14 protein-coding genes and 1 tRNA gene are annotated in these 12,469 nt (G+C 72.0%); 8 read left to right on the top strand and 7 right to left on the bottom strand.

Going from position 1 to position 12,469, the window contains the following annotated elements; genetic code table 11:
• The first annotated feature begins 279 nt into the window (after positions 1 to 279).
• Both KBX37_RS31145 and KBX37_RS31140 read left to right on the top strand, forming a co-directional pair.
• Complete coding sequence (locus KBX37_RS31145; RefSeq protein WP_210779436.1) at positions 280 to 1,092, top strand: helix-turn-helix transcriptional regulator; 813 nt, start codon at positions 280 to 282, stop codon at positions 1,090 to 1,092.
• Positions 1,083 to 1,265 (top strand): DUF397 domain-containing protein, encoded by a 183-nt coding sequence (locus KBX37_RS31140; protein WP_210779435.1) that lies wholly within the window; start codon positions 1,083 to 1,085, stop codon positions 1,263 to 1,265. Before KBX37_RS31145 ends, KBX37_RS31140 begins: the two co-directional genes overlap by 10 nt.
• Positions 1,266 to 1,342: 77 nt before the next feature.
• Here the strand turns inward: KBX37_RS31140 and KBX37_RS31135 are convergent, their stop codons facing one another.
• The 3 genes from KBX37_RS31135 to KBX37_RS31125 all read right to left on the bottom strand — a co-directional run bounded on the left by KBX37_RS31135 (position 1,343) and on the right by KBX37_RS31125 (position 2,769).
• A complete protein-coding gene (locus KBX37_RS31135) occupies positions 1,343 to 1,903 on the bottom strand; it encodes a hypothetical protein (RefSeq protein WP_210779434.1) in 561 nt (186 codons plus the stop codon).
• Positions 1,904 to 2,105: 202 nt separating this feature from the next.
• Positions 2,106 to 2,360, bottom strand: coding sequence for a hypothetical protein (locus KBX37_RS31130; protein WP_210779433.1), 255 nt, complete (start codon positions 2,358 to 2,360; stop codon positions 2,106 to 2,108).
• Positions 2,361 to 2,490: 130 nt separating this feature from the next.
• Positions 2,491 to 2,769, bottom strand: a complete 279-nt coding sequence (locus KBX37_RS31125; RefSeq protein WP_210779432.1) for a hypothetical protein — start codon at positions 2,767 to 2,769, stop codon at positions 2,491 to 2,493.
• Between the two features lie 521 nt (positions 2,770 to 3,290).
• On the opposite strand from KBX37_RS31125, the gene KBX37_RS31120 reads away from it, so the two are divergent.
• On the top strand, positions 3,291 to 3,863 hold the full coding sequence (locus KBX37_RS31120; protein ID WP_210779431.1) for a GNAT family N-acetyltransferase: 573 nt from the start codon (positions 3,291 to 3,293) through the stop codon (positions 3,861 to 3,863).
• On the opposite strand, the gene KBX37_RS31115 is transcribed toward KBX37_RS31120, so the two are convergent.
• On the bottom strand, positions 3,823 to 4,368 hold the full coding sequence (locus KBX37_RS31115; protein ID WP_210779430.1) for a CGNR zinc finger domain-containing protein: 546 nt from the start codon (positions 4,366 to 4,368) through the stop codon (positions 3,823 to 3,825). The genes KBX37_RS31120 and KBX37_RS31115 overlap by 41 nt on opposite strands.
• A gap of 82 nt (positions 4,369 to 4,450) precedes the next feature.
• On the opposite strand from KBX37_RS31115, the gene KBX37_RS31110 reads away from it, so the two are divergent.
• Together KBX37_RS31110 and KBX37_RS31105 are read left to right on the top strand one after the other, a co-directional pair.
• On the top strand, positions 4,451 to 5,410 hold the full coding sequence (locus KBX37_RS31110) for a DMT family transporter (RefSeq protein WP_210779429.1): 960 nt from the start codon (positions 4,451 to 4,453) through the stop codon (positions 5,408 to 5,410).
• A gap of 13 nt (positions 5,411 to 5,423) precedes the next feature.
• Positions 5,424 to 6,116 carry an HAD family hydrolase gene (locus KBX37_RS31105; protein WP_210779428.1) on the top strand — a complete coding sequence of 231 codons (693 nt, stop codon included), beginning with the start codon at positions 5,424 to 5,426 and terminating at the stop codon, positions 6,114 to 6,116.
• An 84-nt stretch (positions 6,117 to 6,200) separates the two neighbouring features.
• Here the strand turns inward: KBX37_RS31105 and KBX37_RS31100 are convergent, their stop codons facing one another.
• Together KBX37_RS31100 and KBX37_RS31095 are read right to left on the bottom strand one after the other, a co-directional pair.
• On the bottom strand, positions 6,201 to 7,124 hold the full coding sequence (locus KBX37_RS31100; protein WP_210779427.1) for a hypothetical protein: 924 nt from the start codon (positions 7,122 to 7,124) through the stop codon (positions 6,201 to 6,203).
• A 271-nt stretch (positions 7,125 to 7,395) separates the two neighbouring features.
• A complete protein-coding gene (locus KBX37_RS31095; RefSeq protein ID WP_210779426.1) occupies positions 7,396 to 8,073 on the bottom strand; it encodes an IclR family transcriptional regulator in 678 nt (225 codons plus the stop codon).
• Between the two features lie 63 nt (positions 8,074 to 8,136).
• On the opposite strand from KBX37_RS31095, the gene cysS reads away from it, so the two are divergent.
• Together cysS and rlmB are read left to right on the top strand one after the other, a co-directional pair.
• A complete protein-coding gene (gene cysS, locus KBX37_RS31090; protein WP_210779425.1) occupies positions 8,137 to 9,552 on the top strand; it encodes a cysteine--tRNA ligase in 1,416 nt (471 codons plus the stop codon).
• Complete coding sequence (gene rlmB / locus KBX37_RS31085) at positions 9,552 to 10,679, top strand: 23S rRNA (guanosine(2251)-2'-O)-methyltransferase RlmB (RefSeq protein ID WP_210779424.1); 1,128 nt, start codon at positions 9,552 to 9,554, stop codon at positions 10,677 to 10,679. The genes cysS and rlmB overlap by 1 nt, the downstream gene beginning before the upstream one ends.
• A gap of 83 nt (positions 10,680 to 10,762) precedes the next feature.
• On the opposite strand, the gene KBX37_RS31080 is transcribed toward rlmB, so the two are convergent.
• Positions 10,763 to 11,854, bottom strand: a complete 1,092-nt coding sequence (locus tag KBX37_RS31080) for an ABC transporter ATP-binding protein (protein ID WP_210779423.1) — start codon at positions 11,852 to 11,854, stop codon at positions 10,763 to 10,765.
• Positions 11,855 to 12,218: 364 nt separating this feature from the next.
• On the opposite strand from KBX37_RS31080, the gene KBX37_RS31075 reads away from it, so the two are divergent.
• Positions 12,219 to 12,295 (top strand) — tRNA-Thr (locus tag KBX37_RS31075).
• Positions 12,296 to 12,469: the final 174 nt, after the last annotated feature.

The raw sequence follows: 12,469 nt of genomic DNA, 5'->3' as shown, positions 1-12,469 counted from the left end.
ATCTGGGCGTACGAGATCAAGGGCGGCCAGATCACGCCTCAGCAGGAGATCAACCTCAGCTGAGCCGAAATCCGTAGTGGGGGCGGGGGGGGGGGGGGCCCCACCGCGACACCGGCGCGGCCGGAGGGTGGGCCGTGCGGTGTCACCTTTCACAGTCTGGTGATGAACCCACTACGTTCGGAAGGGTTTGCGCCCGTACCCGGAGGTGTCGTGTGCTCCGGGCCCGGCCGGGTGGCGTGGCGTTGGAGTCGATCATCGGGGCGCTCGAGGGCGGCTGGGATGGCGGACGGGCGGATGACGGCGACTGCCTTCCTGGTCGCCGAGCTGCGCCGGGCGCGGATGCGTCGGGGGTGGAGCCAGGACGAGTTGGCCAAGGCGGTCAGCTACTCGGCGTCGATGGTGAGCGCGGTCGAGCTGGGCCAGCAGCAACCCACGGCCAAGTACCTGGAGTTGGTCGACAAGGCCCTGGACACGGGTGGCCGCTTCGGCCGGATGCTCACCGAACTGGTCAGCCTGGACAAGGCGCAGGTGTGGCTACGCGGTTGGCGCGCGATTCTTGCGGAAGCGCAGGTGATGCGATGGTACGAACCGCGCTATGTGCCGGGCCTCTTCCAGACCGAAGGCTACGCACGAGCGGTCTTCGAGGCCGGCGACCTGCTCAGCCAGGACGAGGTGGAAGGGCGGCTCACCGAGCGGATGGACAGCCAGGGCTGCCTGGGCGGCGAGCGGACGATCAAGCTGGTGGCGGTGCTCGACGAGACCGTGCCGCGCCGCTGCGTGGGCGGCCACAAGACGATGTCGGAGCAGGCCCTGCACCTGGCGCGGATCGCAAGCGAGCACCCGCACGTCCGGCTGCATCTCGTGCCACGTTCCGCAGGCGAGTATCCCGGACTAGGTGGACCCTTCATCCTGGCCTCGATGCCCGATGGGAGCGAACTGGGCGTCATCAGTGGACAGGGTCGTGGTGAGGAGCTGCACCAGCCGGCCGATCTGCGGCGGCTCCAACAGGTCTGGGAAGTTAGCCTGGGAGAGGCCCTGCCGCAGCAGGAGTCGATCGAGCTGTTGAGGGAGATAGCCGAGTCATGGAACTGACCGGTGCCCGATGGCGAAAGAGCACCAAGAGCGATCAGGCGACCCAGTGTGTCGAGGTGGCGCTCAACCTGCCGGGCGTCGTCGGGGTGCGGGACAGCAAGGATCCTGCCGGTCCGGTGCTCACCTTCGACCCGTACGCGTGGCGGGCCTTCGTGGCCGGGCCGCCGCGCTGAAGCGGCCGGGGCAAGCCGCTGACGTTCAAGGACACCCCTTGTCGATCTTGCAGGTGATCTCAGGAACAGACAAACGTCTACTCAGGACGCCACGAGATGATGTCGACCCCGTCGGCCTGCGGCGCGTACTGCACCTCAGTCAGCCTCCCCGTCTTGGGCACCTCGAAGTCCAGCCACCCGCGAATGCAGCTACCGACCTTGATGCGCCGCCCTTCGGGGTACTCCGGATTCATAGCTGCGCCGCCGCTGCTCCCGGTCGACTGGAAGGCGCTGTTGCCGAACTTCAGGGTCCACGGGTAACCACTGAGTTCGATACTTCCGGTCCCGGCCGGGAGTCGCTTGAGGCAGTACTTGATGTCGAGCGCGCCGTAGACGGTCCCATCGTCGTCCGTCGAGCCGAACTTGGTGGCGTTGTGCTTGTAGCCGTAGACCGTCACCGTTGCGTATCTATCTTCGGGAAAGGTGAAGGTCTGCCCGAACTTCATCGTGCCTGGGTCCGGGCTCGGGCTCGGGCTCGCCGGGGCACTGGTGGCCGCCGCCGTCGGCGGTGCCTTCGCTTCCGGGCTGCCGCCGCATGCGGGCAGGGTCAAGCCGGCGAGCAGACAGGCCAAGTAGCCGGCGATCTTCTTCGCGCCCACGCAGGACACCTCTCATTGATGGGAATTGACTTATCGGAGCCCCCGCGAGGGGAAGGTCAAGTGCACCACCACTCGTCCTTCAGTCGCCGTCCGGCGTGTGGCAAGTGGCAACGTACAGCCACCGTCAAATTGCCCCGACCCTGGGAGGTAGACCCATCGTGGCCGGCCCGGCCGGGCCCGGAAGGCGCGGCCGGGCCCGCGGTCACTCGGTCGCCTCACCCGACTCCGACTGCTCGCCCACGACGTCCTCGACGTCGAGCACGTCGACCGGAATGCCAGGCTCGGTGGGGGCGGGACCGGTCGCATCCCCGCCGGCGCGCTTCTCGACGTGGGACAACTCGTAGCCCTGCTCTTCAAGGAAGTGCAGGTAGCGGGCGGTCGCGTCGTTGACGCTGCGCCAGGACTGCCGGCTCAGTGAGTTCTCGTAGGCGGCCAGGATCACGCCAAGGGCGATCATCGGGGCGCGCGATTCCTTGGCCCGGTCCACCATGTCGGTCAGAGCGGTGTTGCGCTGGCCATAGCTGGGGATGCCTTCCTGACCCAGGCCGAACAGTTCGCTGGCCAGCCTGTTGCCGTGCGTCAGCCCGTCAGTGATGGGGTAGTCGGCGCGGGCCAGGCTGCCGGCGATAAACGTGGCGGCGGCCTTGGGGGGCGGCGGGTCGGGTCATGAAGGTCAGCAGCCATTCCCGGCGGATGATCTGCACGCTGTCCCAGTCCTTGTTCGACTGGATCACGTCCCTCCGTTCGGCTGCGGCGGCCTCTCGCTCCTCGGCGTACATGTCGGCCGCTCGCTTGCGTCCGGGGTTGCTGCTGTAGCGGTCGACACTCCCCTGCTCCTGCCGCTCGGTGCAGGAGTGGACGACCACCCAGATGTGGACCCTCTCGGGTCGGCACGGCTCCCGACGCGGCCCGCGGGGCATCGCCCTCGTCGTCCCAACCTCCTTCGGTCCACTCGTCGTCCCAGCCGGGATCGGCCTCGTCCCCGGCGGCAGAGTCGGTCGCCGTAACGGGCTGGCCGGTGGCAACCTCGCGCGTCTCCCACCCGTCCTCGAGATAGGCAGCATGTCCGGGGGAGTCGGCGTGACTCTGCTCGTTGAGTACGGTGCCCTCCTGGGCCAGGCGGTCGAGACGCTTGACGCTGACGTCGTCCCACCGAGGCTTCTCGATCAGCCGAACCCCGCCGGCCTTGAGTGCCTCCGCGGCAACCTGCCAACTCGCGGCCCCTGACCTGACCCGGCGTCGGCCGGGCTGCCCATGATCGGGTAGCGATTTCCGGCATCCGGCGCGGCGTGTCGTCTCGGAAATCGCCACCCGATCATGGGGCTGCCCGCGCGGCGGCGCGGGATATCGGTCGACCGGTTCGGGTGCGGCGCGGCATCATCCCGGCATGACCGCTGACGTGCTGCTGGAGACCGAGCGGCTGCGGCTGCGCCGGTTCACCCCGGACGACGTGGACCACCTCGTCGAGCTGGACAGTGACCCGGAGGTCATGCGCTTACTGACCGGTGGCCGGCCGACCCCGCGCGCCACCGTGCGCGACGAGCAGGTGCCCCGGCTGCTGCGCCAGTACGACGAGCACCCCGGGCTGGGGCGTTGGGCGGCGGAGGACCGGGGGAGCGGCGACTTCCTGGGCTGGTTCGCGCTCGACCCGTCCGACGACGGTAAGGAGGCGGAGCTGGGCTACCGGCTGCGCCGTGCCGCGTGGGGGCGCGGCCTGGCCACCGAGGGCTCCCGGGCGCTGATCCGGTACGCCTTCACCGAGCTGGACGTCCGGCGCGTCTGGGCCGAGACGATGGCGGTGAACACCCGCTCCCGGCAGGTGATGGCGAAGTCCGGCCTGCGGTACGTGCGCACCTTCCACCTGCACTTCGACGACCCGGCCCCGGGGACCGAGCACGGCGAGGTGGAGTACGAGCTGCTCAGGAGCGAGTGGCCGCCTTCCGCGCCCGGTACGCGCTGACCGCGGCCCGGTTGCCGCAGCCCGCCTCGCAGAACCGGCGGGACCGGTTCTTCGACAGGTCGACCAGCACGTTCTCGCAGTCCGGGTGGGCGCAGATCCGCAGCCGGCCCAGCTCGCCGGCGCGGACCAGGTCGGCCAGGGCCATCGCCGCCTCGACCGCCATCCGGGTGGCCAGCGGCGCGTCCCGGGGCACCGCGTGCAGGTGGTACGGCTCGTCGTCGTGCCGGATGAGCTGGGGCAGCGCGTGGGACTCGCGGAGCAGCTCGTTGACGACGGCGACGATCTCGTCGACGTCGGCGTGCCAGATCCGGCGCAGCCGGGGGCGCAGGTCGCGTACCGCCCGCAGCTCGGCCTCGGTGTGTTCGTGCCGGCCGGTCCAGCCGTAGGTGACGACGAACCGGTCCAGCGCCGCGACGTCGGGCAGCCCCTCGTCCGCCGGGTCGTCGGTGTTGACCAGGGCGGTCGCGGCGATCAACCCAGATTCGGTGTCATGGGCAAAAAGCAACTTGACTCCTGTCAGAGTCGGCCGTTAGCGTCACCAGCATAGGCGTTGTTCGGTCATGACAACTACCGGCGAGGAGAGCCCGATGCACGAACGATCCGCCGGCGCGGGCCTGGGGCTGGCCCTGCTGTCAGCCGTCACCTTCGCCACCTCGGGCACCTTCGCCCGCTCCCTGATCGACGCCGGCTGGTCGGCCGAGGCGGTCGTCGTCGCCCGGGTCGGGATCGCCGCCCTGGTGCTGGCGGTGCCGGCCGTGCTCTCGCTGCGCGGCAAGGGTGCCGTGCTGCGTCGCACCCTCGGCCCGGTGAGCGTCTTCGGCCTGCTCGGCGTCGCCACCGCCCAGGCGTGCTTCTTCAACGCCGTCCGCTACCTGCCGGTCGGCGTGGCCCTGCTGCTGGAGTACCTCGGCATCATCCTGGTGGTGGCCTGGATGTGGCTGGTGCACGGACAGCGCCCCCGACGGCTTACCGTGGTCGGCTCGGTCGCCGCGCTGGCCGGCCTGGCCTTCGTGCTCGACCTGACCGGCACCGGGCGCCTCGAACCGGTGGGTGTGCTCTGGGGGCTCGGTGCCGGGGTGGGGCTGGCCGGCTACTTCGTACTCGCCGCCCGGGTCGACCCCGCGCTGCCGTCGGTCGCCATGGCCAGCGGCGGCATGGCGATCGGCGCCGCGGTCCTCGCCCTGCTCGGGCTGGTCGGGCTGCTGCCGCTGCGGGCCACCTTCGGCGACGTCGACTTCGCCGGGCAGCGCACCAGCTGGCTGGTCCCGATCGTCGGGCTGTCGCTGGTCGCCGCGGTGATCGCGTACCAGGCCGGTATCGCGGCGACGCGGATCCTCGGCGCCCGGCTCTCGTCCTTCGTCGGGCTGACCGAGGTGATGTTCGCGGTGCTCATCGCCTGGCTGGTGCTGGGCGAACTGCCCACCGTGGTGCAGCTGCTCGGCGGCGCGCTGATCGTCGCCGGGGTGGCACTGGTCCGCCTCGACGAGTTGCGCGGCGACCGGGTGGAACGGTCGGACACCCCGGCCGAGGAACCCGCCCTGACGTGAGATGGTCGGTGCCGTGCTGACCGTGCTGGTGTTCGACGCCGACGAGACCCTGCTCGACCTGCGCCCGGCGGTCACCGGCGGCCTGGTGGCCGTACTCGAAGAAATGCGGCTGCTGACCCCGGCGGCGGCCGAGGTGTCGCTCGCGGACCTGGAGTCGGACTGGGGCGCGGTCTTCGGTGCGATGAGCGCGGCCCCGGTGCAGGAGATCCGGCGGGCCGCGCTGGCCCGCTCGCTGGCGCGGGCCGGCCTGGCGGAGCGCCTCGACGAGCTGGCGGCGCTCTTCTTCGCCCGGCGGTTCGCGCTGACCCGGCCCTACCCCGACGTGCTTCCCGCGCTGGCCACCCTGCGCCGCCGGTTCCGGCTGGGCTACGCCACCAACGGCAACAGCCGCGCCGAACGCTGCGGGCTCGCCGGCGAGTTCGCCTTCGAGCGGTACGCGCACGACGACGGCCTGCCAAAGAAGCCCGACCCCGGGTTCTACGCGGCGGTGATCGAGGCCGCGGGCGTGCCGGCGGAGCAGATCGCGTACGTCGGGGACTCGCCCGCCCACGACGTGGTCGGCCCGCAGCGCGCCGGCCTGCGCGGGATCTGGCTCAACCGGCTCGGCCTGCCCTGCCCGCCGGGGGTACGACCCGACGCCGAGATCGCCGGCCTGGCCGCGCTCCCGGCCGCGCTGGCCGCCCTCCAGCCGGTCAAAGCCGGATAATCGTCGCCCCGCCTCCTGCCGGCCCCGTTGCGGCGTGGTGTCCGGACGAGTGGAAGGCGCGACACGCCGCAAACGGTGGCGCGGTCACCGCCGCCAGCCCCGGGCGGCGAGGGCGGTCCGGATCTCACCGAGGAGCGCCGGGAAGTCGTTGCGGAAGCGGCGGCTCGTCACGTGCAGCACGATCCAGCCGGCGGCCACCAACTGGTTGAGGCGTCGTCGGTCGCGGTGCAGTTGGTCGGGGTCGGCGTGCCACTGGCCGTCGTACTCCACCGCCACCCGGAACTCCGGCCAGGCCAGGTCGGGATGCAGCACCAGGCCGGACGGTAACCGGACCGGGTGCTGGGCGACGGGCCGGGGCAGGCCGCCGAGGACCAGGCGTACCCGCAGGTGGGACTCCGGCGGCGACTGCGCTCCCGGGTCGGCCAGATCGAAGACTCGGGCGGCGCGTCGACCGCCCGGGCGGTGGGCCTGCCGGCTGGCAGTCTCGGCGAGGGCGTCCCGGGAGGTCAGGCCCATACCGAGCAGAGCGTCGACGATGCCGACCGCCCGGACGGGCTCCAGCCAGGCGGCCGTCTCCCACGCGGCCTGCGCCGGGTCCGACCGGGGGAGGGCCGCAGCGGTCCGTGCCGCGCCGTCCACCCCGACCTGCCCGGACGGGATCACCCCGTCGCTGGTGTGCACCCGGATGCCGCCGACGGAGTTGAGGCGGACGGTTCGGGGCACCCGAACGTGCACGACGTCGCCGAATCCGGCGGCATGGACGACGCCGTGCAGGAATGCCGCGGACGGGCCGGCGATCACCGCCTCGGGCGGCAGGCGGAGCACGGTCGCCTGGCAGGCCAGCGCGTGGTCCCGGTCCAGGCGGGCGTCGGCGTAGACGTCCTGGCGGACCCGGATCCAGGAGGCGCCGCGGAGCTGGTGCCGGGTCAGCAGGCCACGCCGTACCGCTTCCGAGCCGCGGAAGACCCGCCAGGCGAGCGCGGACGGGCGGTGAGGTGATGGAGGCATGACAAGGAGCGTCGCCGTCGCCGCTCCTACTTCGACACCGCTGTGGACAACCACGGTCGGCCGGGTACGCCCGCCCTGTGGACAACGCCCGCCAGCGCCGCACCCTGTGGTAGACGTCCCCCTGCTCCCTGGCCGTCCGGTTGCCGGCCGTTCCGCCGCTTCGGCCGAGATCGACTCCGTTTCGCCGACATGGCGGGGACTCGTCACGTTCGACACTGCCAGCTCGGCGAACTGGAGTCGACCTTGCGGAGGGGGCCGAGGGTCGGCGGGGTCAGGAGAGGGCGGCGGCGATCGACTGGGCGGCGGCGAGCACCTGCGCGCCGACGGTGTCAGGGTCCAGCGGGGCCAGCGCCACCACCCCGACGCTCGCCTCCAGACCCGGCACCCCGAGCACCGGCGCCGCCACCCCGTACGCCCCGGGTTGGAGTTCCCCGACGGTGCTCACCGGGTCGGCCACTCCCGACCGGCCGGCGAGGATGGCCAGGCCGGCCGCCCCGCGCTCCAGCGGGTGCCGGGCACCCGTCCGGTACGCCACGTGGAACGACGTCCAGCTCGGCTCGACCACCGCCAGCGCCACCCCCTCGCCGCCCTCGACGACGGTGAGGTGCGCGGTCGCGCCGGCCTGCTCGGCCAGCCGGCGCAGCGCCGGCAGCGCTCCCTCGGCGAGCAGCGGCTGGGCCCGCCGGGCCAGGTGCAGCACGCCGGCGCCGAGGCGCAGCCGGCCGTCGCCGTCCCGGCGCAGCATCCCGTGCCCGGTCAGCGCCCCGACCAGCCGGTAGACGGCCGCCCGGCCGATGCCCAACCGGTTCGCCGCCTCCGTCACGGTCAGCCCGGCGGGAGCGTCGGCCACCAGGTGCAGCAGCCGCAGGCCGCGGTCCAGGGTCTGCGCCGTCTCCCCGGGCCGGACCGCCGCGTCCCCGGACTCGCCGGACCTCGCCGTCGTCTCCACAGCACGCAGCGTACGACCCGGCTCCGGGCGGCCCCGGAATGCGTGGACGGCTACCCTTGTACGGTGACGCTACGCCTGTATGACACCGCCACCCGATCGGTGCGGGACTTCGTCCCGCGGGAAGCCGGCAAGGTGGGGGTCTACCTGTGTGGTCTCACCCTCCAGGCCCCGCCGCACATCGGCCACCTTCGCTCCGGCGTCAACTACGACGTGCTGCGCCGCTGGCTGCTCACCGCCGGTTACGAGGTCAACTTCATCCGCAACGTGACCGACATCGACGACAAGATCCTGGTCAAGGCGATGGAGCAGGGCCGCCCGTTCTGGTCCATCGCGTACGCCAACCAGCTGATCCTGGCCGAGTCGTACCGGGCGCTGAACGTGCTGCCGCCGACCTACGAGCCGCGCGCCACCGGGCACATCCCGGAGATGCACCAGCTGATCGCCGAGCTGATCGAGACCGGGCACGCCTACCCGGCCACCGACGGCTCCGGCGACGTCTACTTCGACGTGGCCTCCTGGCCGGCGTACGGGTCGCTGTCCGGGCAGTCGCCCGACGACATGCAGTCCGCCGGGGACGCCCCCGAGCGCGGCAAGCGCGACCCGCGCGACTTCGCGCTCTGGAAGGGCGCCAAGCCGGACGAGCCGGCCGACGCCTACTGGCCGTCGCCGTGGGGCCGGGGCCGCCCCGGCTGGCACATCGAGTGCTCGGCGATGTGCTGGCGCTACCTGGGTGCCGAGTTCGACATCCACGGCGGCGGGCTGGACCTGACGTTCCCGCACCACGAGAACGAGATCGCCCAGTCCCAGGCCGCCGGGCTGCCCTTCGCCCGGTACTGGGTGCACCACGGCCTGCTCAGCATCGGCGGCGCCAAGATGGGCAAGTCGCTCGGCAACGCCCTCGACCTGACGTACGTCGACTCGCTCGGGGTGCGCCCGGTGGAGCTGCGCTACTACTACGTCGCCGCGCACTACCGCTCCCGGATCGACTACTCCGAGGACGCGCTGCGCGAGGCCGCGGTGGCGTACCGGCGGATCGAGGGCTTCGTCCAGCGGGCCGCCGAGCGGGTCGGCGGCGGGCAGCTCGGCGAGCTGCCGATCGACTTCGTCGCGGCGATGGACGACGACCTGAACACCTCCGCCGCCCTCGCGGTGCTGCACGAGGTGGTCCGGGACGGCAACACCGCGCTGACCGCCGGCGACGATGTGACCGTCCGCACGACCCTGGCCTCCACTCGCGCCATGCTGGATATCCTGGGGGTTGACCCGCTGGACCCGGCGTGGACCGGCGGCGACCGTGCCGACGACCTGCGCGGCGTGGTCGACTCCCTGGTCGCGCTGGCCCTGGAGCAGCGTGCCCAGGCCCGCGGCCGCAAGGACTGGGCCGCCGCCGACGCCGTACGCGACCAGCTCAAGCAGGCCGGCGTGGTGGTGGAGGACACCCCCCAGGGCCCCCGTTGGACTATTGGAGAGCAGGACTGATGGCCGGCAACTCACAGCGCCGTGGCCGGCGACTGACGCCGAAGGCGGGCGCCCCGAAGGGCACCGGCGGCAAGGGCAAGGACGCTCTGGCCGGCCGGGGCAGGACCCTGCCCGCCGACGAGCGGCCCTGGCACAAGGCGTACTCGGGCACCGAGAAGCTGCCGCAGCGCACCGCCTGGAAGCAGGACAAGGAGCGCCGCGCGGCGGCCGAGGAGGGGCGCGCCCCCAAGATCGGTCAGCCGGGCAGCAAGGACACCACCTGGGGTCGCGGCGGTGGCCGGGGGGCTCCGGCGGCCCGTGGCACGGGCGGCCGGGGCGGTAAGCCCACCGGTCGCTCCGGCCCCCGGGTCGCGCCGGGCCGCAAGTCCAACCCGTCGAAGGACACCCCGGAGCTGCTGGTCGGCCGCAACCCGGTGCTGGAGTCGCTGCGCGCGCAGGTGCCGGCGACCGCGCTCTACACCGCGCAGGGCATCGACGCCGACGACCGGGTCAACGAGATCATCCGCACCGCCGCCGACCGGGGCATCGCCATCCTGGAGATCAGCCGCGCCGAACTGGACCGGATGACCGGCGGGGTGCTGCACCAGGGCGTCGGCCTCCAGGTGCCGCCGTTCGCCTACGAGCCCTTCGAAGACCTGATCGCCGCGTCGGTGGAGCACACCGCTCCGCTGCTGGTGGCGCTGGACGGGGTCACCGACCCGCGCAACCTGGGCGCGGTGATCCGGTCCGCCGCCGCGTTCGGCGCGCAGGGTGTCTTCGTACCCGAGCGGCGGGCCGCCGGAATCACCGCGACCGCCTGGCGGACCAGCGCCGGCGCGGCCGCGCGGGTGCCGGTCGCCCAGGTCACCAACCTGACCCGGGCGCTGAAGGCCTGCCAGGACGCCGGCTTCATGGTGGTCGGCCTGGACGCCGACGGCGAAACCGACCTGTACGACCTGGAGGCCGCCGTCGGCCCGCTGGTCGTGGTGGTCGGCTCGGAGGGGCGCGGGCTGTCCCGGCTGGTCGGCGAGACCTGCGACCTGACCGTCAGCATCCCGATGATCTCCGACGTGGAGTCGCTGAACGCCAGCGTCGCCGCCGCGGTCACCCTCGCCGAGGTGGCCCGGCGCCGCGCCGCCGAGGTCTGACCCACCCGCGCACGCGCAGACGAGAAGGGGCGGCCCGCCGACAGCGGACCGCCCCTTTCGCGTACGTCAGTGCAGCCGGTACGTCAGATCCGCAGGCCGGTGACGGCGTGGAAGACGTGGCTGCGGCCGGTGCGCGGCTTGACGAACACGGTGTCACCCATGTTCGGCATGGTGCGCCGGTCGGTGCGGACGACGAAGCGCTCGTTCGCACCCTCGAGCGCGGCGTGCCCGTAGACGTTGGCGTCCGAGCCGAGGTCCTCGACCAGCTCGACCACGACCGGCATGCCGCCCTCGGTCGGGCTGACCAGGTCGCAGTCCTCCGGGCGGAAGCCGACGGTCACCTTGCCGGCGCCACCCTCCTCCTTGGCCGCGGCGATCTGCTCACGGGTGAGCGGGATGTGCAGGTCGGCGAAGGCGGCGCCCTGCTCGTTCAGCGGCACGGTCTTGATGTTCATGGCGGGGGAGCCCATGAAGCCGGCGACGAAGACGTTGGCCGGAGTGTCGTACAGCGCACGGGGGGTGTCCACCTGCTGGAGCACGCCGTCGAGCATGACCGCCACCCGGTGACCCATCGTCATCGCCTCGACCTGGTCGTGCGTGACGTAGACCGTGGTGATGCCGAGCTTGGCCTGCAGCGAGGCGATCTGGGTACGGGTCTGCACCCGGAGCTTGGCGTCGAGGTTCGACAGCGGCTCGTCCATGAGGAAGACCTGCGGCTCGCGGACGATCGCGCGGCCCATGGCCACCCGCTGGCGCTGGCCACCGGAGAGCGCCTTCGGCTTGCGGTTGAGGAACTCCTCCAGCTGGAGCAGCCCCGCCGCCTCCTTGACCCGCCGGTCGATCTCGTCCTTGGAGGTCTTGCGCAGCTTCAGCGCGAACGCCATGTTCTCGTACACCGACATGTGCGGGTAGAGGGCGTAGTTCTGGAAGACCATCGCGATGTCGCGGGCCTTCGGCGGCAGGTGGGTGACGTCCCGGTCGTCGATGTAGATCGCGCCGTCGTCGACGTCCTCGAGGCCGGCGAGCATCCGCAGGCTGGTGGACTTGCCGCAACCCGACGGGCCGACCAGGACGAGGAACTCCCCGTCGCCGATCTGGAGGTCGAGCTGGTTGACCGCGGGGCGTTCGGTGCCCGGGTAGATCCGGGACGCCTTCGCGTACGTGACCGTAGCCATGGTGGTGCGCTTCCTTTCACCGGCAGGAACGTGCCGGACGATCCGAGTGAAGGAGCCACCGGCACCCTCGGTGCCGGTCCTCGGGCGACGTCCCCTGCGGCCGGAGCCGATCGGGGTGTCGTCCGTGTCACTGCACGGTAAACGGCTTTCCCCACCCTGCCAAGACAGGGGACAGCGGGTGGGACGGACCGCATACGCATTCCGGTCAGTCAGGCACGGCCGGGCATCAATCGGCACAGGCGGCCGCGCGGGCCACGGCGATGCGTCGGCCCCAGGGGGTCGGGAAATTGACGTTTTCCGTGCTCGGGACACCTGCCGAGCGGGATTTCCGGACACCAGTCGCTATGCTGACGTCGACACACGCGCCCCTGTAGCTCAGCTGGCCAGAGCACTCGCCTTGTAAGCGAGATGTCGCCGGTTCGATCCCGGCCGGGGGCTCCAATTCCACCAGGCAGGTTCCACCGGGCGCTGCCGCGCGTCGACCGGTTGACAGACATCCCATGAGCGGAGCGGTCAAGCTGCGGCGGTTTGGTCGTGCGCTTCGCGGTGGTGCCAGGCGGTGGCCTCGTCGTAGGGGGTGCGGGTTTTGAGGCAGCCGTGGAGGATGCCGACGAG

Origin of the sequence: Micromonospora sp. U56 (genome assembly GCF_018070095.1) — a bacterium.
GTDB lineage: Bacteria > Actinomycetota > Actinomycetes > Mycobacteriales > Micromonosporaceae > Micromonospora > Micromonospora purpureochromogenes.
Note: the sequence above shows the minus strand (reverse complement) of the source record. Positions and strands in the feature narration are given on the sequence as shown.

What these genes read in the sequence shown, in the direction of transcription:
- KBX37_RS31110 (WP_210779429.1), top strand. Translation starts at nt 4,451, where the DNA reads ATGCACGAACGATCCGCCGGCGCGGGCCTGGGGCTGGCCCTGCTGTCA.
- KBX37_RS31130 (WP_210779433.1), bottom strand. Translation starts at nt 2,360, where the DNA reads ATGATCGCCCTTGGCGTGATCCTGGCCGCCTACGAGAACTCACTGAGC.
- KBX37_RS31120 (WP_210779431.1), top strand. Translation starts at nt 3,291, where the DNA reads ATGACCGCTGACGTGCTGCTGGAGACCGAGCGGCTGCGGCTGCGCCGG.
- KBX37_RS31145 (WP_210779436.1), top strand. Translation starts at nt 280, where the DNA reads ATGGCGGACGGGCGGATGACGGCGACTGCCTTCCTGGTCGCCGAGCTG.
- KBX37_RS31080 (WP_210779423.1), bottom strand. Translation starts at nt 11,854, where the DNA reads ATGGCTACGGTCACGTACGCGAAGGCGTCCCGGATCTACCCGGGCACC.
- KBX37_RS31140 (WP_210779435.1), top strand. Translation starts at nt 1,083, where the DNA reads ATGGAACTGACCGGTGCCCGATGGCGAAAGAGCACCAAGAGCGATCAG.
- rlmB (WP_210779424.1), top strand. Translation starts at nt 9,552, where the DNA reads ATGGCCGGCAACTCACAGCGCCGTGGCCGGCGACTGACGCCGAAGGCG.
- KBX37_RS31100 (WP_210779427.1), bottom strand. Translation starts at nt 7,124, where the DNA reads ATGCCTCCATCACCTCACCGCCCGTCCGCGCTCGCCTGGCGGGTCTTC.